Genomic DNA, 21416 nt, shown 5'->3' with positions numbered 1-21416 from the left:
AGCCTGCCGCTTTATGCACTGGCAACGAAGGAGAAGCTGTATGCAAGTCAACATCAGTGGACACCAACTGGAAGTGACCGAACCTCTGCGCGACTACATCAATGAGAAACTTCAACGATTAGAGCGCCATTTCGACAAGATCACCAACGTGCAAGTCACGATGTGCGTCGAAAAGCTTAAGCAGAAAATCGAAGCCACCTTGCATATCCCCGGCAGTGAAGTGGTCGCCAACGCAGAACATACCGATATGTATGCCGCGATCGACGCCTTGACCGACAAGCTGGATAAACAACTCAAAAAGCATAAGGAAAAGACCCAGAGCCTGCTCCAGGGCGCGACCGGTCGATAACCCCCCATTCCATGATCCGACTTGAAAGTATCCTGACCCCCGGCCGTTCCCTCGTGAACGTGCCGGGTGGCAGTAAAAAGAAAGCCCTCGAACAAATTGCCAACCTGATCGCCCGCGAAGTGCCGGATCTGGCCATGCAGGATGTCTTCGAGGCGTTGATTGCCCGTGAAAAACTCGGTTCCACCGGTTTTGGTAACGGCATCGCCATCCCCCATTGCCGCCTCAAGGGTTGCCAAGCGCCGATCAGCGCGCTGATGCACCTTGACGCTCCGATCGATTTCGACGCCATTGACGGCGCTCCGGTTGACCTGCTGTTTGTTTTGCTGGTCCCGGAAGCCGCCACCGATGCGCATCTGGAGTTGCTACGTCAGATCGCCAGCATGCTGGATCGTAAGGAAGTGCGCGAAAAGCTGCGTAGCGCACCGAGTAGCGAAGCCTTGTATCAGGTCGTCCTGAGCGAGCAGAACGGGCATTAATCATGCGTTTGATCATCGTCAGCGGCCGTTCCGGCTCGGGTAAAAGTACGGCTCTGGATGTCCTTGAGGACAACGGCTATTACTGCATCGACAACCTGCCCGCAGGCTTGCTGCCGGAACTGGCCGAACGCGCGCTGATTCACACTGAACTGGCGCAACCGCTGGTGGCCGTATCGATCGATGCGCGCAACCTGCCGAGTCATCTGACCCGTTTTCCCGAGCTGCTTGAAGATGTCCGGGCCAAACACATCCAGTGCGATGTCCTGTATCTGGACGCCGACGAAGAAACCCTGCTCAAGCGTTTTTCCGAGACTCGCCGTCGCCATCCGCTGAGCAACGCCAACCGCTCGCTGGCCGAGGCGATTCAGGATGAAACCGCCCTGCTCGGCCCGATCGCCGACCTCGCCGACCTGAAAATCAACACCACCAACCTCAACCTGTACCAGTTGCGCGACAGCATCAAGCTGCGCCTGCTGAATCAGCCGGAGCCAGGCACGGCGTTTCTGGTCGAATCATTTGGCTTCAAGCGCGGTATGCCGGTGGATGCGGATCTGGTGTTCGATGTGCGCTGCCTGCCCAATCCGTACTGGAAACCGGAACTGCGCGCGCAATCGGGTCTTGATGCACCAGTGGCCGAGTACCTGGCGGCGCAGCCGGAGGTCGAAGAAATGTTTCAGGACATTTTCACCTACCTGCACAAGTGGCTGCCGCGCTTCGCTGCGAGCAACCGCGCCTACGTCACCATTGCCATTGGCTGCACCGGCGGGCATCACCGCTCCGTCTACCTGACCGAACGTCTGGGTCAGGCCCTGCAGAAAACCCTGAAGAACGTCCAGGTTCGCCACCGCGACCTCACTTAAAGGATTCACACCGCGATGCCTGCTCTGGAAATCGAAATCATCAACAAGCTGGGCCTGCATGCCCGCGCATCGGCCAAGTTTGTCGGGGTGGCTGGGCAGTACCCGGATTGCACGATCAGAGTAGGCCGCACGCCAGAGACTACGGTCGATGGCAAAAGCATCATGGCGATGATGATGCTGGCGGCTGGCAAGGGCACCAAGATCTATCTGAGAACTGAAGGGCATCAGGAACAGGAAGCGCTGGATGCGCTGGTGGCGTTGATCAACAACTACTTCGATGAAGGTGGCTGACAGCCAAAGTCAAAAGATCGCAGCCTGCGGCAGCTCCTACTTTGGAATACGTTCCCTGTAAGAGCTGCCGCAGGCTGCGATCTTTTGATCCGCTCAACCCAACGCCGTATCCATCACCATCATCAGACAAAACCCGATCAACAAGCCAAAACTGGCCAGTTTGTCATGACCATGGCGTCGTGATTCCGGGATGACCTCGTGGGTCACCACCAGCAACATCGCCCCCGCCGCCAGTGCCAGACCTAACGGCAACAATACCTGCGCCAGACCCACCAGCCACGCACACAGCAGCGCAAACACCGGCTCGACCAGACCTGACGCCGCGCCGATTAAAAATGCTTTGACCCGCGACATCCCTGCCCCGGCCAAGACCAATGCAATCACCAGACCTTCCGGCACATCCTGCAAAGCGATGCCCATGGCCAGGCTGTCTGCATCCGGCATGCCACCACCGGCAGACACGCCGACGGCCATACCTTCAGGGATGTTATGGGCAATGATGGCAAACACGAACAACCAGATCCGCGGCGGAATGACCGGATGCTCGACCGTGCCGACGAGCATTTCCGGTGAGGCGCCGGAAACTTTGCGATCGACCAGATACAGCCCGAAAGCGCCGAGCATGATGCCGAAGCAGATCAGGCCGCTGGCACCCCACGGAGTCAGACCCAGGCTTTCGGCGGCAGCGATACCCGGCACGATCAGCGAAAACGCCGTCGCCGCCAACATCACGCCGGCGCCAAACCCCAGCAAAGTATCGCTGAGCGCCTGCGGCATACGCCGAATCACCAGCACCGGCACAGCGCCAAGCGCCGTGCCAAGGGCGCAGATCGCACCGCCCTGCAACGCCCGCGACAGCTTCGGTTCGAGATTCAGCCATTCCAGCCCGTGGGCGACCAGCAAGGTCATGCCCGCCAACAGCAACAGCGATCCCACTGCGTAACGAAACATACGCCCACTTCCGATCGCCAGTGTTTCAGTGCCCATAGTCAGCCTTGGATTGTTTTTATAGAAGACTTAAACCAGTGCGGCCTGATAGCGCGCAGCCACTTCAGGCCAATTGATTACGTTGTAGAACGCATTGATGTATTCGGGGCGGCGGTTCTGATAGCGCAAGTAGTAGGCGTGCTCCCAGACATCGAGACCGAGGATCGGCGTGTTGCCATTCATCAACGGGCTGTCCTGGTTGCCGCTGCTCTCCACGATCAGTTTTTTCTCCGGGGTCACGCTGAGCCAGGCCCAGCCGCTGCCGAATCGGGTCAGTGCGGCTTTGGTGAAGGCTTCCTTGAAGCTGTCGAGGCCACCCAGTTGCTCATCGATGGCCTTGGCCAACGCACCATCCGGCTTGCCGCCACCGCTCGGCACCATCACTTCCCAGAACAGCGAGTGATTGGCGTGACCGCCGCCCTGATTGATCACCGCCGCACGGAGTTTTTCCGGCAGTTGCTGAACACTGGCGACGAGTTTTTCTACCGGCCATTCAGCGTACTCAGTGCCTTCTACAGCGGCGTTGAGGTTGTTGATGTAAGTCTGGTGATGCTTGGTGTAGTGAATCTCCATGGTCTGTGCATCGATATGCGGCTCAAGAGCGTCGTAGGCGTAAGGCAAGGCAGGCAAGGTAAAAGCCATTTCAATGGACTCCATGGTGATGTGGGGCAGGCGCGCGGCGCGCATTGCCGGTATCCGGGTGCAGCAGACGCTGGGTACGCGGGTATTCGCCGTGTTCGCTGATGAAATTCAGCAGCTCGACGTAGGTCTTGCTGCTCTGGCGCAGCGCCGCTTCACGCAAGGCCAGGCGCTGACGTTCGTCCTGCATGGTTTGCAGCAGCCGTTGGTGAATAGCGCAGAGGTATTCGGCGCTCTCCTCCGGCTGATTCAGACGCAAGTGCAAATCCGCGAGGTTGTGGTGCGAGATGACGCAGGCCGCCACCGCTTCGTCGGCATCTGCCCAACGTTCGAACAACACTTGCGCCAGGGCCAGGGCTTGCAGGTACGCCTCACGGGCGTCGATCAGTTCGCCCCGCATGAAGCAGCGATTGGCCCGTTCGATCGTGCGTTTCCAGTGCTCCATGGTGAGCCTCCAAAGCGGTTGCGGGGTTTATACGCCGCCGGCGGTGAGTTTCTCGGGATTGAGCAACTCTTCCAGTTGGCTGCGCGACAGGTCGGTGTGCTCCAGGGCGACGTCGATCACCGCGCGGCCTTCCTTGTAGGCCTGCTTGGCGATTTCGGCGGCTTTCTGGTAACCGATGATCGGGTTGAGCGCAGTGACCAGAATCGGATTGCGCGACAACGCTTCCTTCAGGCGCGATTCGTTGACCTTGAAAGTGGCAATGGCTTTGTCGCCGAGCAGGCGGCTGGAGTTGGCCAGCAGTTCGATGCTGCTCAGCAGGTTCTGCGCGATGATCGGCAGCATCACGTTGAGTTCGAAGTTGCCCGACTGGCCGGCGATGGTGATCACCGAATCGTTGCCGATCACTTGCGCAGCGACCATGGCGGTGGCTTCGGGGATCACCGGATTGACCTTGCCCGGCATGATCGACGAACCCGGCTGCAAAGCTTCGAGTTCGATTTCGCCGAGGCCGGCGAGCGGGCCGGAGTTCATCCAGCGCAAGTCGTTGGCGATTTTCATCAGCGACACGGCGGTGGCCTTGAGTTGGCCGGAGACGGCGACGGCGGTGTCCTGCGAGCCGATCAGCGCGAACAGATCCTTGCCGGGGGTGAATTGCACATCGGTCAACTGGCTCAGCTGACGACTGAAACGCGCGGCGAACTCAGGGTGCGCGTTGATCCCGGTGCCGACCGCTGTGCCGCCCTGCGCCAGCGATTGCAGGCTTGGCAGCAGATCCTGCAGATGAGCGATGTTGGCCTTGAGCTGCTGCGCCCAGCCATTGAGTACCTGGCTCATGCGCACCGGCATCGCGTCCATCAAATGCGTGCGGCCGGTTTTGACGTGATGATGCACTTGCCCGGCCTTTTGTTCGATCACTTGCACCAGGTGCAGCAGCGCCGGCAGCAGTTGTTCATGGAGGGCCAGCGCGGCGCTGACGTGGATGGTGGTCGGAATGATGTCGTTGCTGCTCTGCCCGCAATTGACGTGATCGTTGGCGTTGACCGGCTCGCCGAGCAGACGGCTGGCGAGGGTGGCAATCACTTCATTGGCGTTCATGTTGGAACTGGTACCGGAACCGGTCTGGAAGATATCCACCGGGAAATGCTGCATGAAATCGCCTTCGAGCAAGCCTTGCGCGGCGTCGCTGATGGCTTTGCCCTGTGCGGGGCTGATCTGGTTGAGTTCAACGTTGGCGCGAGCGGCGGCCGCTTTGGCGAGGATCAGTGCGCGGATGAATTGCGTCGGCATCGGCTTGCCGCTGATCGGGAAGTTATCCACTGCGCGCTGGGTTTGCGCGCCGTAGAGAGCGTCCACCGGCACCTGCAGTTCGCCCATGCTGTCGCGCTCAATACGTGTCTTGGTCATCGGTAAATCCTTGGACTAATTCAATGAGAGGAATCGAGGGAAGCAATTCGCAAGTGGCGAGCTGCCAGGTGTAGCGCTGCCAGCGTTTAAGCCGGCATTTGCACAGAGAAAGGCGCTCCATTTCACGCAACGGACGCCAGGCTTGATCGAGACAGAGGCTGCGCCAGTGCCACGGCAAAGCGATGTCGGTGGCGGTGTCGAGCAGCAAACGGAAAGAGGTTTCGGCGACCATCCAGGGCGAGGTCGCGGTGCAACAAGACAGATACCGGCCTTCGGCCAGGTAATGTTCGATCAGGCGCGGCTCGTCAGGATCCATCGCGCAACGGATCTGGCGACTCATCCAGCGCCAGCTTTCGAGGTACGGCTGCTCGTGCAAGGCAGAACTCATGATCCGGGGCTCATCCGTTAATGAGATTTATTATTAGATGATAATGAGAACCAAAACAAGAGTACCGAGCGATGCAGATTTCAGGGTGGGAGCGAGCCTGCTCGCGAAGGCGTCCTGTCAGTCACCCTGGCGGTCGACAGTAAAATCGCTTTCGCGAGCAGGCTCGCTCCCACATTGGTTTTGTGTGGCGCCAATAAAAAAGGCGCGCCACCCAATGAGGTGGCGCGCCTTTTTGGTGTGACGACTGGGGGTTAGCTGCCCGCCACCGTCATCCGCTCGATCAACACCGAACCGGTGCGAATGTTGCTGCGCAACTCCAGATCATTACCCACGGCAACGATCTGCTTGAACATGTCACGCATGTTGCCGGCGATGGTCACTTCCTGCACCGCAAACTGGATTTCGCCGTTTTCGACCCAGAAGCCTGCCGCCCCGCGCGAATAATCGCCGGTGACCATGTTCAAGCCATGGCCCATCAACTCAGTGACCAGCAAGCCACGCCCCATACGCTTCAACAGCGCAGCCTGGTCTTCATCGCCGTGGGTCACGAACAGGTTATGCACGCCGCCAGCGTTGGCGGTGCTCGGCATACCCAGTTTGCGCCCGGAGTAAGTACCGAGGATGTACGACACCAACTCGCCTTTTTCGACGAACGGTTTGGCATACGTTGCCAGACCATCACCGTCATACGAAGCACTGCCCATCGCCCGCATCAAGTGCGGACGCTCATCAATGGTCAGCCATTCCGGGAACAGCTTCTGCCCCAAAGTGCCTTCAAGGAACGACGATTTGCGATACAGGCTGCCGCCGGACACCGCTGAGAGGAAGCTGCCGAACAAACCGCCCGCCAGCTCTGCGGAAAACAGCACCGGCACCTCGCAAGTCGGCACCGGACGCGCGCCCAGACGGCTCGCTGCGCGTTGCGCCGCACGCTGACCAATGCTCACCGGATCCGCCAGCAGATTGCCCTGGCGGCTCACGTCGTACCAGTAATCGCGCTGCATCTGGCCGTCGGCCTCGGCAATCATCACGCAACTCAGGCTGTGTCGGGTCGATGCGTAGCCGCCAATGAAACCGTGGCTGTTGCCGTAAACCCGGCAGCCCTGATGGGTGCTCAGGGTAGTGCCGTCTGCGTTCTTGATCCGCGCATCGGCGTCGAACGCCGCCGCTTCACAGAGCAAAGCCTTCTCGATAGCCTGCTCCGGGGTGATGTCCCACTCGTGGAAAAGGTCAAAATCGTGCTGTTCCTTGGCCATCAACGCTGCATCAGCCAGACCAGAAGCCTCGTCCTCCGACGTATGCTTGGCGATGGCCAGCGCCGCAGCGACGGTTTCGCGAATCGCATCCGGACCGGTCGCCGAGGTACTGGCCGAGCCTTTGCGCTGACCTACATACAGCGTGATGCCAAAGCCCTGATCACGATTGAACTCGACCGTTTCGACCTCGCGCTGGCGCACCGAAGTCGACAGCCCCTGCTCGAGCGACACCGCGACTTCGCAGGCGCTGGCGCCCTGACGCTTGGCTTCGGCGATGATCTGCTCGACCTGTTCCTGCAGTGCCGGCAATGCCTGCGGGCCGACGCTTTGAACTGCACTCATGCTCATCTCCACTCAAATTCTGCTTTCGGCTGGGGTCATCGAGCGACCGGGCCGGACAAGCGGCCCCCGACTGGTTATCATGGCGGCGTTTCTTTGCGGACTGCCACCATGGTTGATTCTTACGACGACTCCCTCGATACGGGAGAAAAAAGCAAATCTCAGGTCAAACGCGAGCTGCATGCTCTGGTTGACCTCGGCGAGCGCCTGACCACACTCAAGCCAGACTTGATCGCAAAACTGCCGCTGACCGACGCCATGCGCCGGGCTCTGGCCGATGCGCCCAAGCACACCGCGAACATCGCGCGTAAACGGCACTTGCAGTTCATCGGCAAACTGATGCGCGATCAGGACACTGACGCGATTCTCACGCTGCTCGATCAACTCGATGCCTCGACTCGTCAGTACAACGAGCGTTTCCACAATCTCGAACGCTGGCGTGATCGCCTGATCGCGGGCGACGATGCCGTGCTGGAGAAATTCGTCGTCGAGTACCCGGACGCCGATCGCCAGCAACTGCGTTCCCTGATCCGTCAGGCTCAGCACGAGGTTGCGCAAAACAAACCTCCTGCTTCCAGCCGCAAGATCTTCAAGTACATCCGTGAGCTGGACGAGACTCAACGCGGCCTGCGTTGATATCTCGCCCCTGTAGGAGCTGCCGAAGGCTGCGATCTTTTGATCTTAAGAGCAAAGATCGCAGCCTGCGGCAGCTCCTACACACGTTTCTTATGCGCCCGTGCCACCCACGGTGATCGCATCGATTTTCAACGTCGGCTGACCGACGCCTACCGGCACCGATTGCCCATCCTTGCCGCACGTGCCCACACCGCTGTCCAGCGCCAGATCATTACCGACCATCGACACCCGGCTCATCGCCTCGGGGCCGTTGCCGATCAACGTCGCGCCTTTGACCGGCGCAGTGATCTTGCCGTCTTCGATCAGGTACGCCTCGCTGGTGGAGAACACGAACTTGCCGCTGGTGATATCGACCTGACCGCCGCCGAGGTTGGCGCAGTAAATGCCCTTCTTCACGGAGGCGATGATTTCTGCCGGATCGCTTTCGCCGCCGAGCATGTAGGTGTTGGTCATGCGCGGCATCGGCAGATGCGCATAGGACTCACGACGACCGTTACCGGTACGAGCCACACCCATCAGGCGCGCGTTGAGCTTGTCCTGCATATAGCCCTTGAGTACGCCGTTTTCGATCAGCGTGGTGCACTCGGTCGGCGTGCCTTCGTCATCGACACTCAGCGAACCGCGACGGCCGCTCAAGGTGCCGTCATCAACGATCGTGCACAGCTTGGAAGCAACCATTTCGCCCATGCGCCCGCTGTAGGCCGAGCTGCCCTTGCGGTTGAAGTCGCCTTCCAGACCGTGGCCGACGGCTTCGTGCAACAGCACGCCAGACCAGCCCGAACCCAACACCACCGGCAACGTACCGGCCGGTGCCGGAATCGCTTCCAGATTCACCAGCGCCTGACGCAGCGCCTCACGGGCATAACCCATGGCGCGGTCTTCGGCGAGGAAATAACGGTAGTCGGTACGCCCGCCGCCGCCGTGCCCGCCGCGCTCGCGACGACCATTCTGCTCAACGATGACGCTGACGTTGAAACGCACCAGCGGGCGCACATCCGCCGCCAGCCCGCCGTCGGTGGACGCCACCAGAATCCGCTCCCAGACGCCAGCCATGCTCACGCTGACCTGCTGGATACGCGGGTCGAGCGCGCGGGTAGCCACATCGATACGCTTGAGCAGTTCAACCTTCTCGGCGCGGCTCAGCACTTCCAGCGGGTTGTCCGGCGCGTACAGTTGCGCGACATCCTGCGTGGTGAACGCCTGCACCGTACCGTTCTGCCCGGCGCGGGAGATCGAGCGCGCGGCACGGGCCGCTGCGCCAAGGGCTTCGAGGGTGATCGCGTTGCTGTAGGCAAAACCGGTTTTTTCACCGGACTGCGCGCGCACGCCGACACCCTGATCGAGGTTGAAGCTGCCTTCCTTGACGATGCCGTCTTCCAGCGCCCAGGACTCTGAGATCTGGCCCTGGAAATACAGGTCGGCAGCATCGATGCCGGGGCCGGCCAGATCGCCAAGCACGCCTTGCAGGCTCTCGATCGTCACGCCGCCGGGCGCCAACAGGTGATCACTGACTGAGGACAACAACTCGCTCATAGGTTTACGCCTTAAATTCGTGTTCTGAAGCAGGCCGCTGGGCGCCCTGCGAGAAAAACCGTCGATGACTCGTCACCGGCATTCGCGCCCTGATGGACGCTTGTTCATCGCTATCGCGTTCGGCCAACAACACCGCTTCGCCTTGATCCTGACTCGCCAGCACGCGGCCCCACGGGTCGATGATCGCTGCATGGCCGAAGGTTTCCCGCGGTCCCGGATGGGTTCCGCCCTGCGCTGCGGCCAGCACATAACACTGGGTCTCGATGGCCCGCGCGCGAATCAGCACATCCCAATGCGCTGCGCCGGTCACCGCAGTAAAGGCCGACGGTGCGGTAATCAGCTCGGCACCGGCGGCTCGCAATTCGCTGTACAACTCGGGAAAGCGCAAGTCATAACACACAGTCAGACCGAGCTTGCCCACCGGCGTGTCGGCAACCACGACGCCACTGCCATAAGCATAGTCATCGGATTCGCGGTAACGGCCGCGATTGTCCGCCACATCGACATCGAACAGATGCAACTTGTCATAGCGGGCAACGATTTCGCCATACTCATTGACCAGCAGCGAGCAGGCATTAGCCTTGCCCGTCGGCTGATCCACCGGCGGCAACGGCAAGGTGCCAGCCACTATCCATAACTTGAGGTCGCGGGCGGTCTGTTTCAACCACGGCAGGATCGGTCCTTCGCCGAGCGCCTCGGCGCGGCCGATGTCAGCAACGTCACGACGGCCCATGGCAGCGAAGTTTTCCGGCAGCACCGCCAGCTTGGCGCCACTGGCCGCAGCCTGTTCGAGCAGGCGCCGGGCCTGAGCCAGATTGGCCAGCACGTCGCTCTGGCTGACCATTTGAATCACCGCTAAAGACATGGCCGCTCCTCGGAATCTGCACATAACCGTGTAGGAGCTGCCGCAGGCTGCGATCTTTTGATCTGGCTCGTCAAAAACAAAATCAAAAGATCGCAGCCTGCGGCAGCTCCTACATCGGGAATAGGGTCATGCTACTCAAAAAGGCTTGTCGAAGGTGATTTTCGGCTCTTTCCATGGGCCTTTGACGGTGTACTTCACACTGGCAAAGCGCGCCACCCGATCACCGATCAGCTTGTCGATCAGGAACAACGCGCCGCCGACTGCTGGTGCGCCGACGATCAGCGCAGCGATCGGCAGGTTGTTGGTCACCGGCAAGGTCACTAACAATTTGGCGTCGACCTTGTCGCCGACCAGATCCAGAGTGCCGTCCAGTTCCAGATTGCTTGAAGGACCGGTCAGGCGAATCGGCTCACGGGTGACGTACACGCCATTGTTTGCCACCAGCAGGCCTTTGACCCGGTCGTAGCTCAAGCCTTTGCCGAACAGATCAGAGAAATCCAGACGCAAACGCCGGCCGATGGAGTTGAAGTTAAGCAGACCGAACACCCGCAATGCCTGCGCGCCGCCTTCCACTTCAACAAATTGGCCTTTGTTCAACGATGCATCGAGGGTGCCAGAGAAGCGCTTGGTCGCCAGCCATGCCGGCGAGCCCGGCCAGCGGCCATCGACGTCCATGTGGAATTCTTCACTGGTCACGCTTGGAGCAAAGCCCCAACCCTTGAGGACATCAGCAAGGTTCTTGCCGCCAATCCGGCCTTTGAACCAACTGTTGGTTGCACCCGGCGTGCCTTCCCAGCCGCCATTACCCTGCAACAGGATGCCTTTGAGGCCCATGTCGAGGTTGTTCAGAGCGATGCCTTTGGCGGTCGGGCGCACCTTCAGCGACCAGCCGCCGACCAGATCCGGGCCGAGGAACAGTTGATTGATGGTGATATCCAGCGCCGGAATTTTCGTCGGATCGACCGATACCAACGGATCCGGCGAGTTCTCGTCAGCTTGAACCGTCGGGTCCGGTGCTGGCAGTTTCACGTACTGCAAATTGACCGCAATCGGCACGCCCTTGGCGTCCGGCAGGCTCGCCGAGCCTTTGGCCTGCTGGCTGTCGAGGGACAGATTCCAGGTGCCTGGCTTGCGATTGACCTGCACCGACGCCTGATCCAGCGTGGTCCCGAAAGCCGTGAGTTTGCCGACCTTGAAATCAGCACTGCTGAGCAATTGCTTGGCACTGCCGCCCGGATCTTGCCCGGCGTATTTGTTGACCAGGTCCTGCCACGGCGCGACATCCAGCTCCGAAAGCACCCCGCGAATCCGCAAGCCTTTGGCGCCCGGCAGCACCGCTTCGCCGGCCCCGAGGAACAACTCGCCACGGCCCTCGCCAAAATTGCTCGGCGGTGCCGCAAAGGTGAAATTGGCCAGTTGGTCGTAATTGACCCAGTAACGCCGCTCCTGCCCCTGCAAGGTCATGCGGAACACCGTGTCGCGACCGACATCCGCCGCCATACCGAACGGCGCGGGCAAGTCCACCGCCACACCTCTCATGCTGGAACTGACCATCAACTGGCTGTCGGCACCGTCGAGATTGAGCTGCAACTGATAGGGAATGGTCCCGGATACCGGCAACGGTTGGCTCACACCCAGCCAGTCGGTGAGTTTCTTCACTTCGACCTGCCCGGATGCCGCCACCCGAGTCCTGAGTTTGCCAGGGCTGCCATCGGCGAAGATCTGCGCAGTCACCGGTTTGTCGAATGCGCGCGCGGCGATGTTCTGCCCGCTGAGGCCTTTGCCGCTGTCAAAGCGGAAATCGCCTTTGAGCTGAGTCAGCTCCAGTTTCGGCTCAGCCAGTTTCAGCCGCGCATTGGCGGTTTTGAAGTCGACGAGGATTTTCGGCTGGTCACCGCCCTTGTCCAACGGGATATCGAGCTTGAGCTTGCCTTGCAGATCGCCCGCGCCTTCCCAACCGGCAAAGGTCTCACCGGTACCGATCGGTGCGTCCTGAAGGATTTTCAGGCCATCACCGAGGCCACCGGCAAACGCGCCATCGAGATACATGTGCGTGTGTTGCCCGGCCGGTACGTGGGGAATGTTGACGAATACATCGCTGACCTGGGTGTCGAGCAACTGCCCCTTATTGGCCCAGATCCGTACGCCACTGTCTTCGATGAACACGTCACCACTGACCTTGCTCACGTGCGGCCAGCCCGGCTGGAACGCCAGTTCGGCATCGTGCACCTTGAAGAACAGGCTGATGCTGCGGTCGGCCTCCCCGGCGTTCTTGTTCAGCGAGCCCTGATACTGGAAGAAGCCCTGATCGACAGCACCTTTGAGGATGGCCGTGCGCAGCCACTCGTCAAGCGCCGGGCTCAGGACTTCGGGCAGGTATTTGGCGGTGTAGCGACCGTCGCCCTCGACCAGACCGACCCGCAGGTCCATGTAGTCTTCCTGGCTATGGTCGAAATGCAGACGAATCAGGAAATCACCGGCAATCTTGCCCTCCTCGCCGAGCACCTTCAGGTACGGCGCGATCAGGGTGAAGCCGTCTTTATCGAGCTTCCAGGTCAGCCGGGCGTTAGCCTGAATGTACTGCCATGGCTTGGCGAAAATCGGATCGAGGTGCAGGACAAAATCCTTGCTGTCCATGCGCAACTCGCCACCGTCAAGGTTGCCACTGAGGCTGCCACTGACGTTTCGTGCTGCCGGAGCGCCGTGATAGGCGTCGAAACCAACATTGTCCAGATTGGTGGCGAAACTGAATTTGTTGCCATCGGTGGCATTGGGGCGAAAATCCAGCAGCACGTTGCGCAGACCACCGGTGACTTTCAAATGATCAACGGCCGTGGCGAAACCTTGCGGCAACGGCCCCAACGCATTCAGCAGTGGAGTGATCGGGGTCAGATCGAGACGATCCGCCTGCAAGTGCCAGAGCTCGTCCACCTTGTCGGTCGCGCGCGTCTGCTTCAGCTGTACATGCGACTCCCAACGGTTCTCGCCGAAACTCATCGCCAGTGAATCGAGGGTAACGGTCGCACCCTCATCACTGTTTTCGTAGTAGGCGTTAAGCGCCAGATTATTGATCTGGATCGGCTTGCGATCGGCATAGGCGCCGGTCAGTTGCGGAGCATTCAAGCGTAACGCGGCACTCTGCAGCGTGCCCTTGGCCCAGTTGACCCAGAGTTCACCACCGGCCTTGATCTCGGAAAAATTCCATTGTTGGGTAAGGCGTTCTGGCAGCCACTTCGACCAGTCGCTTTGCGGCAGGCTGGCGTAACCGTCTACCACACTGTCCTTCAATTGCTCGGGGCGAATTCGCGTGCGCAGGCTCAGCGCGACGGGCTGACCATCCGGCAAGGTCAAACGAGCATCGAGCCGTTGACGGCTGGCGCCGGTTTTCAGATTGAGGCCGACATAGGTGAGGGTCAGCGGCGCGTGATCCAGCGGTTGCAAGGTCACCTGACTGTCGAGCACCGACAGTTGCTGAATCATTTGCGAGCGATTGAACAACTGTTGCGGATCGAGCGGCTGATCGTTCTGTATCGGCAGACCTTCCAGCGCCCAACTGCCGTCTTCTGCCTCTTTAAGGCTGATTTTCAGACCGTTGAGTTCGAGGTGGGCAATGCGCACTTCGCGCGCCAACAGGCTGGCCCACAGATCCGGCACCGCCCGCACCCGATCCAGACGCAGCGCATTGGCGCCTGAGCCGACCATCACATCGTGAGCCAGCAGGATCGGCGCAAAACCGCTCCAGTTGCCCTCCAGCTCGCCGATCTGCAACGGCATGCCGAGGGCGGCACTGGCCTTGTCTTCGATGTCGGCGCGATATTCGGCCACCAACGGCGTCAGTTCGCGGCCGAGACTGACGTACAACGCCATCAATACCAAAACCAACGCGCACAGGCCCAGCCCCCAGCGGGTGATTGCGGCCAAAATGCGTGTCAGACGCTCCATGTCAGTTGGCTCCCATGGCAAAAATACTGCGAAAAGCTGAGGCCAGCCGCGGTGAAAAAGTTGTGACGCAGGGGTTCAGAGCAGCACCACGTCATATTGTTCCTGGGAATACATGGTTTCCACCTGGAAGCGTATGGTGCGGCCGATGAAGCCTTCAAGTTCGGCAACGTTACCGGATTCTTCGTCGAGCAACCGGTCGACCACTTTCTGGTTCGCCAACACTCGGTAGCCCTCGGCCTGATAGGCGCGGGCTTCACGGAGAATCTCGCGGAAGATCTCGTAACAGATGGTTTCCGCAGTTTTCAGTTTGCCGCGCCCCTGGCAACTGCTGCACGGTTCGCACAGCACTTGTTCGAGACTTTCGCGGGTGCGTTTGCGGGTCATCTGCACCAGGCCCAACTCGGTGATGCCGATGATGTTGGTCTTGGCGTGATCGCGCTCCAGCTGTTTTTCCAGAGTGCGCAGCACCTGGCGCTGGTGCTCTTCATCTTCCATGTCGATGAAGTCGATGATGATGATCCCGCCCAGATTGCGCAGGCGCATCTGCCTGGCAATCGCGGTAGCCGCTTCGAGATTGGTCTTGAAGATGGTTTCTTCGAGGTTGCGATGGCCGACGAAAGCTCCGGTGTTCACATCGATGGTGGTCATGGCTTCCGCCGGATCGACCACCAGATAACCACCGGATTTCAGCGGCACTTTGCGTTCAAGGGCTTTCTGGATTTCGTCTTCGACACCGTACAGGTCGAAAATCGGCCGCTCACCCGGGTAGTGTTCCAGACGATCAGCGATTTCCGGCATCAGTTCGGCGACGAACTGCGTGGTTTTCTGGAACGTTTCCCGGGAGTCGATGCGAATCTTCTCGATCTTCGGGTTGACCAGATCACGCAGGGTACGCAGCGCCAGACCAAGGTCTTCGTAGATCACGCTCGGCGCGGAAATGGTCTTGATCTGTTCGTTGATCTGGTCCCACAAGCGACGCAGATAACGGATGTCCATGAGAATTTCATCGGCGCCAGCGCCTTCGGCGGCAGTGCGCAAAATGAAACCGCCCGCCTCCTTGATCCCTTCCTTGGCCACGCAATCGCTGACCACTTGCTTGAGGCGTTCGCGTTCGGCTTCGTCTTCGATTTTCAGGGAAATGCCGACGTGGGCAGTACGCGGCATGTACACCAGATAGCGCGACGGGATCGACAGTTGCGTGGTCAGACGCGCGCCTTTGGAACCGATCGGATCCTTGGTGACTTGCACGACAAGGCTTTGGCCTTCGTGCACCAGCGCACTGATGCTTTCCACCGCCGGGCCTTCGCGCAGGGAGATTTCGGCGGCGTGAATGAATGCCGCGCGATCCAGGCCGATGTCGACGAAGGCCGCCTGCATACCCGGCAGCACGCGGACGATCTTGCCTTTATAGATGTTGCCGACGATCCCGCGCTTTTGCGTGCGCTCAACATGGACTTCTTGCAGCACACCGTTTTCGACCACCGCCACGCGCGACTCCATCGGCGTGATGTTGATCAGAATCTCTTCACTCATGGCAGGATCTCGTTCAGGCATGTTCACGATAATGGCCGCATCTGGATTCGTACGACGCTTATTGCGCGTTCAGGTTTTGCCAACAGGGTATGCCGAAATGGCCCAACAGTTCTGCGGTTTCGCAAACTGGCAGCCCGACCACCGCCGAATAACTACCACTGAGCCCCGCGACAAACACCGCGCCGAGGCCCTGAATGCCATAACCGCCGGCCTTGTCCTGCGGTTCGCCGCAGGCCCAATAGGCGGCGGCTTCATCCTCGCTGATCGGCCGGAACCGCACCAGACTGCGCACCACCCGTGACTCGCAATGATCGCCTTCGAGCACGGCGATGGCGGTCAGCACTTCATGCTCCTTGCCGGACAACATCATCAGCATGGCGCATGCATCGGCTTCGTCCACCGGTTTGCCAAGAATTTTGCCGTCCAGCACCACGGCGGTATCGGCACCCAGCACGCAGAATGACTGAGCAGACACGACGGTACGGCGCCCGGCCTCGGCCTTGCCGCGTGCCAGACGCTCGACATAGGCCGACGGCGATTCTTCGGGTATTGGGGTTTCGTCGATATCCGCACTGATGGCGGAAAACGGAACGCCGATCTGCGCGAGCAATTCACGGCGACGCGGCGATCCGGAGGCGAGGTAAAGCGGCTTCATCAAAACATCTCCCTGTTCAGTGCCCAGCTTCACCGGCTCAATTGATTTTGTAGCGTCGGCGTAGTCCGCGAAGGGCAAAGCTGACCCAAGGCCAGAGCAAGGCACTGACCAGCGCCGGTAACACCAGTGCCAGCGTTGGCTGACGGTTGCCGGTCAAGGCGCTGAGCCACAATTGCACCAGTTGCGCGAGACCGAAGATCACCAGGATGACCAGGCATTGCTGCCACATCGGGAACATTCGCAGGCGTTGTTGCAACGACAGCACCAGGAAGGTGATCAAGGTCAGGATCAGCGCGTTCTGCCCGAACAAGTCGCCTTGCAGGACGTCTTCGGCCAGCCCCAGACAGAACGCCGTGACCATGCCGACCGTGTGCGGCATATACAACGCCCAGAATGTCAGGAGCAAGGCCAGCCATAACGGGCGCAGGATCTCCATGAAAATCGGCAACGGTGACACGCTGAGCAGCAGGCCAACGAGAAACGTCAGCCAGACAATCCAGCCGTTTCGCGATGCGGTAGCCCCGACCATTATTCTTGTCTCCCGGTTGTCGCCGGTGCGCTGACAGGCGGTTTGGCCGCAGGTCGTGCAGCGGGCTGGGCAGCTGGAGGTTTGCTTGCCGCCGGAGTCGCTGCCGGTGGTTTGGCAGCCGCTGGCGGTTTGCTTGCAGCGGGTTGGGTGGGAGCCGCATTGGCCGCAGGTGCTGCAGGCGTGGCATTGGCCGGCGCCACAGCAGGTGAGGTCACGGTCTTCGGCACAGTGGCCGGAATAATCGGGCCACCGCCAAAGGCGTCAAGATTCTCCTGGGCTTGCGCGGCATCGTTGGCGCGCTCTTCGGCGGTACGATTGTCGCTGAACACCAGCAGCAGGTAGCGACTGCGATTGAGTGCGGCAGTCGGCACGGCGCGGACGATCGCGAACGGCTGGCCGGAATCGTGGATGACTTCCTTCACCGTGGCGACCGGATAACCGGCCGGGAAGCGCTGGCCGAGACCGGAACTGACCAGCAGATCGCCTTCCTTGATATCGGCCGTGTCGGCGACGTGACGCAATTCCAGGCGCTCGGGGTTGCCGGTGCCGCTGGCAATCGCGCGCAGACCGTTACGGTTAACCTGTACTGGAATGCTGTGGGTGGTATCGGTCAACAGCAATACACGGGAAGTGTAAGGCATCAACTCGACCACCTGGCCCATCAAGCCGCGTGCATCGAGCACCGGTTGACCCAGCACCACGCCATCGCGCTCACCTTTATTGATGATGATGCGATGGGTGAAGGGATTGGGGTCCATGCCGATCAGCTCGGCCACTTCGACCTTTTCGTTGACCAGCGCAGAGGAATTGAGCAACTCGCGCAGCCGAACGTTCTGCTCGGTAAGGGCGGCAAGCTTTTGCATGCGACCCTGATACAGCAGATTTTCGGTCTTGAGTTTTTCGTTTTCGGCGACCAGTTCGGTGCGACTGCCGAACTGACTGGCAATCCCTTCCCACAGGCGTCCCGGCAGATCGGTAATCCAGTAGGCGTCCATCAACACCAGCGACGCTTGTTTGCGCGCAGGCTTGAGCAGGTCGAAGCGGGCATCGACCACCATCAGTGCGACCGACAGCACGGCCAGCACCAACAGGCGCACACCCAACGAAGGGCCTTTGGCGAAAAGCGGTTTAATAAGCCGCTCCTCCCAGGCAAATGTTCTGTTTATTCATACGGCATCAAACCGGCCTGGATGAAGACTGACAGAAGATAAACGCCAACAGGCAGCACTGCAAAGTGCTGCCTGCGCGTTCACCCACGTATTGCACTCGGCGACTTATTCGCTCGAGAGCAGGTCCATGGTGTGCTTATCCATCATTTCCAATGCACGGCCACCGCCGCGAGCAACACAGGTCAGCGGATCTTCGGCAACGATCACTGGCAGACCGGTTTCCTGGGCCAGCAACTTGTCGAGGTCACGCAGCAGCGCGCCACCACCGGTCAGCACCAGGCCACGCTCGGCGATGTCGGAAGCCAGTTCCGGCGGCGATTGCTCCAAGGCGCTTTTCACGGCCTGAACGATGGTCGCCAGAGACTCTTGCAGAGCTTCCAGCACTTCGTTGGAGTTCAGGGTGAATGCGCGTGGAACGCCTTCGGCCAGGTTGCGACCGCGAACGTCGACTTCGCGAACTTCGCCGCCCGGGTAGGCCGTGCCGATTTCCTGCTTGATGCGTTCAGCGGTGGATTCACCGATCAGGCTGCCGTAGTTACGGCGCACGTAGGTGATGATCGCTTCGTCGAAGCGGTCGCCGCCAACGCGGACGGATTCGGCATAGACCACACCGTTCAGGGAGATCAGCGCGATTTCGGTAGTACCACCACCGATATCCACGACCATCGAACCGCGCGCTTCTTCGACCGGCAGGCCGGCACCGATCGCAGCAGCCATTGGCTCTTCGATCAGGAACACTTCACGAGCACCGGCGCCAAGGGCCGATTCACGGATGGCACGACGCTCAACCTGGGTGGATTTGCATGGAACGCAGATCAGCACACGAGGGCTAGGCTGCAGAAAGCTGTTTTCGTGAACCTTGTTAATAAAGTATTGCAGCATCTTTTCGCAGACGCTGAAGTCGGCGATCACGCCGTCCTTCATCGGACGAATGGCAGCAATGTTGCCCGGCGTACGGCCGAGCATGCGCTTGGCCTCGGTGCCGACAGCAACGACACTTTTCTGGTTACCGTGTGTCCGAATGGCCACAACCGATGGCTCATTCAGGACGATACCGCGCTCGCGCACGTAAATAAGGGTGTTGGCAGTGCCCAGGTCAATGGAAAGATCGCTGGAAAACATGCCACGCAGTTTCTTGAACATGGGAAAGGGACCCTAGGCAACGCGTGGGTAAAAAAGTGCGGCAAACTCTAACAACGACAGGGATTTTGGGCAAGGCGCCAATATGTTAAATTGGCCGCTTTTCTGTGCACCAAGCCCCACAATCGCGGCCTTATGACCGTAGAAGTGCGGTAGTGTTCCGACAATCTAACACACGGACGCCGTCCGTTCTGTTTTCCACTGGAGAATCCCGATGGCGCTAGAACGCTCCGACGTGGAAAAAATCGCTCATCTGGCCTGCCTTGGTCTCAATGATGCCGATCTTCCACACATTACTTCCGCCCTCAACAGCATTCTCGGTCTGGTCGACGAAATGCAGGCTGTTAATACCGACGGAATCGAGCCTCTGGCCCACCCGCTGGAAGCCAGTCAGCGCCTGCGCGCCGACGTTGTGACCGAGACCAATCACCGCGAGGCCTACCAGTCCATCGCACCAGCGGTCGAAAACGGCCTGTATCTGGTTCCGAAAGTCATCGACTAAAGGGAATGAGCCTGCAATGCATCAAATGACTCTGGCCGAGATCGCCCGCGGTCTCGCCGATAAAAAGTTTTCCTCCGAAGAGCTGACCAAAGTCCTGCTGGCGCGTATTACCCAGCTCGATCCACAGCTCAACAGTTTCATCAGCCTCACCGAAGAGCTGGCCCTCGAGCAGGCGAAAGCCGCCGATGCCCGCCGCGCCAACGGTGAGAGCGGCCCCCTGCTCGGCGCGCCGATCGCCCACAAAGACCTGTTCTGCACCCAGGGCATTCGCACCAGCTGCGGCTCGAAGATGCTCGACAACTTCAAAGCCCCGTACGACGCCACCGTGGTCGCGAAACTGGCCGCTGCCGGTGCCGTGACCCTGGGCAAGACCAACATGGACGAATTCGCCATGGGCTCGGCCAACGAGTCGAGCTGGTACGGCGCGGTGAAAAACCCGTGGAACCTGGAACACGTACCGGGCGGTTCGTCCGGTGGTTCGGCGGCGGCAGTTGCCGCGCGTCTGTTGCCAGCAGCCACGGCCACTGACACCGGTGGTTCGATTCGTCAGCCGGCAGCGTTCACCAACCTCACTGGCCTGAAACCGACCTACGGTCGCGTTTCGCGCTGGGGCATGATCGCTTACGCCTCCAGTCTCGATCAGGGCGGCCCTCTGGCGCGTACTGCCGAAGACTGCGCAATTTTGTTGCAAGGTATGGCTGGCTTCGATCAGAACGACTCGACCAGCATCGACGAGCCGGTTCCGGATTACTCCGCAAGCCTGGGCGATTCGCTGCAAGGCCTGCGCATCGGCGTGCCGAAGGAATACTTCAGCGCCGGTCTCGACCCGCGCATCGCCGAGCTGATCCAGAACAGCATCAAAGAGCTGCAGAAGCTTGGTGCCGTGATCAAGGAAATCAGCCTGCCGAACATGCAGCACGCGATCCCTGCGTACTACGTGATCGCGCCAGCAGAGGCTTCTTCCAACCTGTCGCGTTTCGACGGCGTGCGTTTCGGCCACCGTTGCGAGCAACCGAAAGACCTGATCGACCTGTACAAGCGCTCCCGTGGCGAAGGCTTCGGCCCGGAAGTCCAGCGCCGGATCATGGTCGGCGCCTACGCGCTGTCCGCCGGTTACTACGACGCCTACTACCTGAAAGCGCAGAAGATCCGTCGTCTGGTGAAGAACGACTTCATGGCTGCCTTTAATGAAGTCGACATCATCCTCGGCCCAACCACGCCGAACCCGGCCTGGAAGCTCGGCGCGAAGAACAGCGACCCGGTCGCTGCCTATCTGGAAGACGTCTACACCATCACCGCCAACCTCGCAGGCCTGCCAGGCCTGTCGATGCCGGCCGGTTTTGTCGACGGTCTGCCGGTTGGCGTGCAACTGCTCGCGCCGTATTTCCAGGAAGGCCGTTTGCTCAATGTTGCGCACCAGTATCAGTTGAACACTGACTGGCACACCCGCACCCCAACCGGCTTCTGAGGAGACACAC

Annotated in this window: 21 protein-coding genes; 7 read left to right on the top strand and 14 right to left on the bottom strand. The window is 60.1% G+C overall.

The genetic code is table 11. From position 1 onward, the window contains the following. Window positions 1-40: 40 nt before the first annotated feature. Genes raiA through PspS49_RS04615 form a run of 4 tightly spaced genes read left to right on the top strand, consistent with a single transcriptional unit; the run spans window position 41 to window position 1976 of the window. Complete coding sequence (gene raiA, locus PspS49_RS04630; RefSeq protein ID WP_047299778.1) at window positions 41-349, top strand: ribosome-associated translation inhibitor RaiA; 309 nt, start codon at window positions 41-43, stop codon at window positions 347-349. A gap of 11 nt (window positions 350-360) precedes the next feature. Beyond that, window positions 361-825: a PTS IIA-like nitrogen regulatory protein PtsN gene (ptsN, locus tag PspS49_RS04625; protein ID WP_077571129.1), complete on the top strand. Its 465-nt coding sequence runs from the start codon at window positions 361-363 to the stop codon at window positions 823-825. Window positions 826-827: 2 nt separating this feature from the next. Next, a complete protein-coding gene (gene rapZ / locus PspS49_RS04620; protein ID WP_038357533.1) occupies window positions 828-1685 on the top strand; it encodes an RNase adapter RapZ in 858 nt (285 codons plus the stop codon). 15 nt (window positions 1686-1700) lie between these two features. Further along, entirely contained in the window at window positions 1701-1976 is a 276-nt protein-coding gene (locus tag PspS49_RS04615; protein ID WP_160038305.1) for an HPr family phosphocarrier protein, read from the top strand. Window positions 1977-2069: 93 nt separating this feature from the next. Here PspS49_RS04615 and PspS49_RS04610 read toward each other — a convergent pair whose 3' ends face one another. The 6 genes from PspS49_RS04610 to pmbA all read right to left on the bottom strand — a co-directional run bounded on the left by PspS49_RS04610 (window position 2070) and on the right by pmbA (window position 7443). Further along, complete coding sequence (locus PspS49_RS04610; protein WP_160038303.1) at window positions 2070-2963, bottom strand: ZIP family metal transporter; 894 nt, start codon at window positions 2961-2963, stop codon at window positions 2070-2072. Between the two features lie 30 nt (window positions 2964-2993). Further along, a complete protein-coding gene (locus PspS49_RS04605) occupies window positions 2994-3605 on the bottom strand; it encodes a superoxide dismutase (RefSeq protein WP_122597935.1) in 612 nt (203 codons plus the stop codon). A gap of 1 nt (window position 3606) precedes the next feature. Further along, window positions 3607-4047 (bottom strand): hypothetical protein, encoded by a 441-nt coding sequence (locus PspS49_RS04600; RefSeq protein WP_160038301.1) that lies wholly within the window; start codon window positions 4045-4047, stop codon window positions 3607-3609. A gap of 27 nt (window positions 4048-4074) precedes the next feature. Further along, window positions 4075-5451 (bottom strand): class II fumarate hydratase, encoded by a 1377-nt coding sequence (locus tag PspS49_RS04595; RefSeq protein ID WP_160038299.1) that lies wholly within the window; start codon window positions 5449-5451, stop codon window positions 4075-4077. Further along, on the bottom strand, window positions 5432-5839 hold the full coding sequence (locus tag PspS49_RS04590; RefSeq protein ID WP_008085087.1) for a hypothetical protein: 408 nt from the start codon (window positions 5837-5839) through the stop codon (window positions 5432-5434). The genes PspS49_RS04595 and PspS49_RS04590 overlap by 20 nt, the downstream gene beginning before the upstream one ends. A 251-nt stretch (window positions 5840-6090) precedes the next feature. Continuing rightward, window positions 6091-7443, bottom strand: a complete 1353-nt coding sequence (pmbA, locus tag PspS49_RS04585; protein WP_174245042.1) for a metalloprotease PmbA — start codon at window positions 7441-7443, stop codon at window positions 6091-6093. 102 nt (window positions 7444-7545) lie between these two features. Between pmbA and yjgA the strand changes: the two genes are divergently transcribed. After that, window positions 7546-8070, top strand: coding sequence for a ribosome biogenesis factor YjgA (yjgA, locus tag PspS49_RS04580; RefSeq protein ID WP_007915377.1), 525 nt, complete (start codon window positions 7546-7548; stop codon window positions 8068-8070). A gap of 90 nt (window positions 8071-8160) precedes the next feature. Here yjgA and tldD read toward each other — a convergent pair whose 3' ends face one another. The 8 genes from tldD to mreB all read right to left on the bottom strand — a co-directional run bounded on the left by tldD (window position 8161) and on the right by mreB (window position 19439). Then, window positions 8161-9603: a metalloprotease TldD gene (gene tldD, locus PspS49_RS04575; RefSeq protein WP_034154473.1), complete on the bottom strand. Its 1443-nt coding sequence runs from the start codon at window positions 9601-9603 to the stop codon at window positions 8161-8163. A gap of 4 nt (window positions 9604-9607) precedes the next feature. Further along, entirely contained in the window at window positions 9608-10468 is an 861-nt protein-coding gene (locus PspS49_RS04570; RefSeq protein WP_160038297.1) for a carbon-nitrogen hydrolase family protein, read from the bottom strand. A gap of 135 nt (window positions 10469-10603) precedes the next feature. Next, window positions 10604-14410 carry a YhdP family protein gene (locus PspS49_RS04565; RefSeq protein ID WP_160038295.1) on the bottom strand — a complete coding sequence of 1269 codons (3807 nt, stop codon included), beginning with the start codon at window positions 14408-14410 and terminating at the stop codon, window positions 10604-10606. Window positions 14411-14485: 75 nt separating this feature from the next. Then, window positions 14486-15943: a ribonuclease G gene (gene rng / locus PspS49_RS04560; RefSeq protein WP_034154470.1), complete on the bottom strand. Its 1458-nt coding sequence runs from the start codon at window positions 15941-15943 to the stop codon at window positions 14486-14488. Between the two features lie 58 nt (window positions 15944-16001). Next, window positions 16002-16598 (bottom strand): Maf family protein, encoded by a 597-nt coding sequence (locus tag PspS49_RS04555; RefSeq protein WP_160038293.1) that lies wholly within the window; start codon window positions 16596-16598, stop codon window positions 16002-16004. Window positions 16599-16635: 37 nt separating this feature from the next. Then, on the bottom strand, window positions 16636-17127 hold the full coding sequence (gene mreD, locus PspS49_RS04550) for a rod shape-determining protein MreD (protein WP_064387931.1): 492 nt from the start codon (window positions 17125-17127) through the stop codon (window positions 16636-16638). Next, window positions 17127-18260, bottom strand: coding sequence for a rod shape-determining protein MreC (gene mreC / locus PspS49_RS04545; RefSeq protein ID WP_150749567.1), 1134 nt, complete (start codon window positions 18258-18260; stop codon window positions 17127-17129). The genes mreD and mreC overlap by 1 nt, the downstream gene beginning before the upstream one ends. 141 nt (window positions 18261-18401) lie before the next feature. Beyond that, window positions 18402-19439 carry a rod shape-determining protein MreB gene (mreB, locus tag PspS49_RS04540; RefSeq protein ID WP_002555108.1) on the bottom strand — a complete coding sequence of 346 codons (1038 nt, stop codon included), beginning with the start codon at window positions 19437-19439 and terminating at the stop codon, window positions 18402-18404. Between the two features lie 211 nt (window positions 19440-19650). On the opposite strand from mreB, the gene gatC reads away from it, so the two are divergent. Together gatC and gatA are read left to right on the top strand one after the other, a co-directional pair. Next, window positions 19651-19938 carry an Asp-tRNA(Asn)/Glu-tRNA(Gln) amidotransferase subunit GatC gene (gene gatC / locus PspS49_RS04535; protein ID WP_007901429.1) on the top strand — a complete coding sequence of 96 codons (288 nt, stop codon included), beginning with the start codon at window positions 19651-19653 and terminating at the stop codon, window positions 19936-19938. Between the two features lie 16 nt (window positions 19939-19954). Further along, window positions 19955-21406: an Asp-tRNA(Asn)/Glu-tRNA(Gln) amidotransferase subunit GatA gene (gene gatA, locus PspS49_RS04530; protein WP_160038291.1), complete on the top strand. Its 1452-nt coding sequence runs from the start codon at window positions 19955-19957 to the stop codon at window positions 21404-21406. Window positions 21407-21416: the final 10 nt, after the last annotated feature.

The organism is Pseudomonas sp. S49, assembly GCF_009866785.1.
Classification (GTDB): Bacteria; Pseudomonadota; Gammaproteobacteria; order Pseudomonadales; family Pseudomonadaceae; genus Aquipseudomonas.
This window is presented reverse-complemented; position numbering and strand designations above follow the sequence as displayed.

Coding starts and splice junctions, on each gene's coding strand:
- PspS49_RS04595 (WP_160038299.1), bottom strand. CDS start 5,451: ATGACCAAGACACGTATTGAGCGCGACAGCATGGGCGAACTGCAGGTG.
- mreD (WP_064387931.1), bottom strand. CDS start 17,127: ATGGTCGGGGCTACCGCATCGCGAAACGGCTGGATTGTCTGGCTGACG.
- PspS49_RS04615 (WP_160038305.1), top strand. CDS start 1,701: ATGCCTGCTCTGGAAATCGAAATCATCAACAAGCTGGGCCTGCATGCC.
- PspS49_RS04565 (WP_160038295.1), bottom strand. CDS start 14,410: ATGGAGCGTCTGACACGCATTTTGGCCGCAATCACCCGCTGGGGGCTG.
- raiA (WP_047299778.1), top strand. CDS start 41: ATGCAAGTCAACATCAGTGGACACCAACTGGAAGTGACCGAACCTCTG.
- PspS49_RS04555 (WP_160038293.1), bottom strand. CDS start 16,598: ATGAAGCCGCTTTACCTCGCCTCCGGATCGCCGCGTCGCCGTGAATTG.
- gatA (WP_160038291.1), top strand. CDS start 19,955: ATGCATCAAATGACTCTGGCCGAGATCGCCCGCGGTCTCGCCGATAAA.
- gatC (WP_007901429.1), top strand. CDS start 19,651: ATGGCGCTAGAACGCTCCGACGTGGAAAAAATCGCTCATCTGGCCTGC.
- rng (WP_034154470.1), bottom strand. CDS start 15,943: ATGAGTGAAGAGATTCTGATCAACATCACGCCGATGGAGTCGCGCGTG.
- PspS49_RS04570 (WP_160038297.1), bottom strand. CDS start 10,468: ATGTCTTTAGCGGTGATTCAAATGGTCAGCCAGAGCGACGTGCTGGCC.
- yjgA (WP_007915377.1), top strand. CDS start 7,546: ATGGTTGATTCTTACGACGACTCCCTCGATACGGGAGAAAAAAGCAAA.
- ptsN (WP_077571129.1), top strand. CDS start 361: ATGATCCGACTTGAAAGTATCCTGACCCCCGGCCGTTCCCTCGTGAAC.
- mreB (WP_002555108.1), bottom strand. CDS start 19,439: ATGTTCAAGAAACTGCGTGGCATGTTTTCCAGCGATCTTTCCATTGAC.
- PspS49_RS04600 (WP_160038301.1), bottom strand. CDS start 4,047: ATGGAGCACTGGAAACGCACGATCGAACGGGCCAATCGCTGCTTCATG.
- PspS49_RS04610 (WP_160038303.1), bottom strand. CDS start 2,963: ATGGGCACTGAAACACTGGCGATCGGAAGTGGGCGTATGTTTCGTTAC.
- PspS49_RS04605 (WP_122597935.1), bottom strand. CDS start 3,605: ATGGCTTTTACCTTGCCTGCCTTGCCTTACGCCTACGACGCTCTTGAG.
- rapZ (WP_038357533.1), top strand. CDS start 828: ATGCGTTTGATCATCGTCAGCGGCCGTTCCGGCTCGGGTAAAAGTACG.
- pmbA (WP_174245042.1), bottom strand. CDS start 7,443: ATGAGCATGAGTGCAGTTCAAAGCGTCGGCCCGCAGGCATTGCCGGCA.
- tldD (WP_034154473.1), bottom strand. CDS start 9,603: ATGAGCGAGTTGTTGTCCTCAGTCAGTGATCACCTGTTGGCGCCCGGC.
- PspS49_RS04590 (WP_008085087.1), bottom strand. CDS start 5,839: ATGAGTTCTGCCTTGCACGAGCAGCCGTACCTCGAAAGCTGGCGCTGG.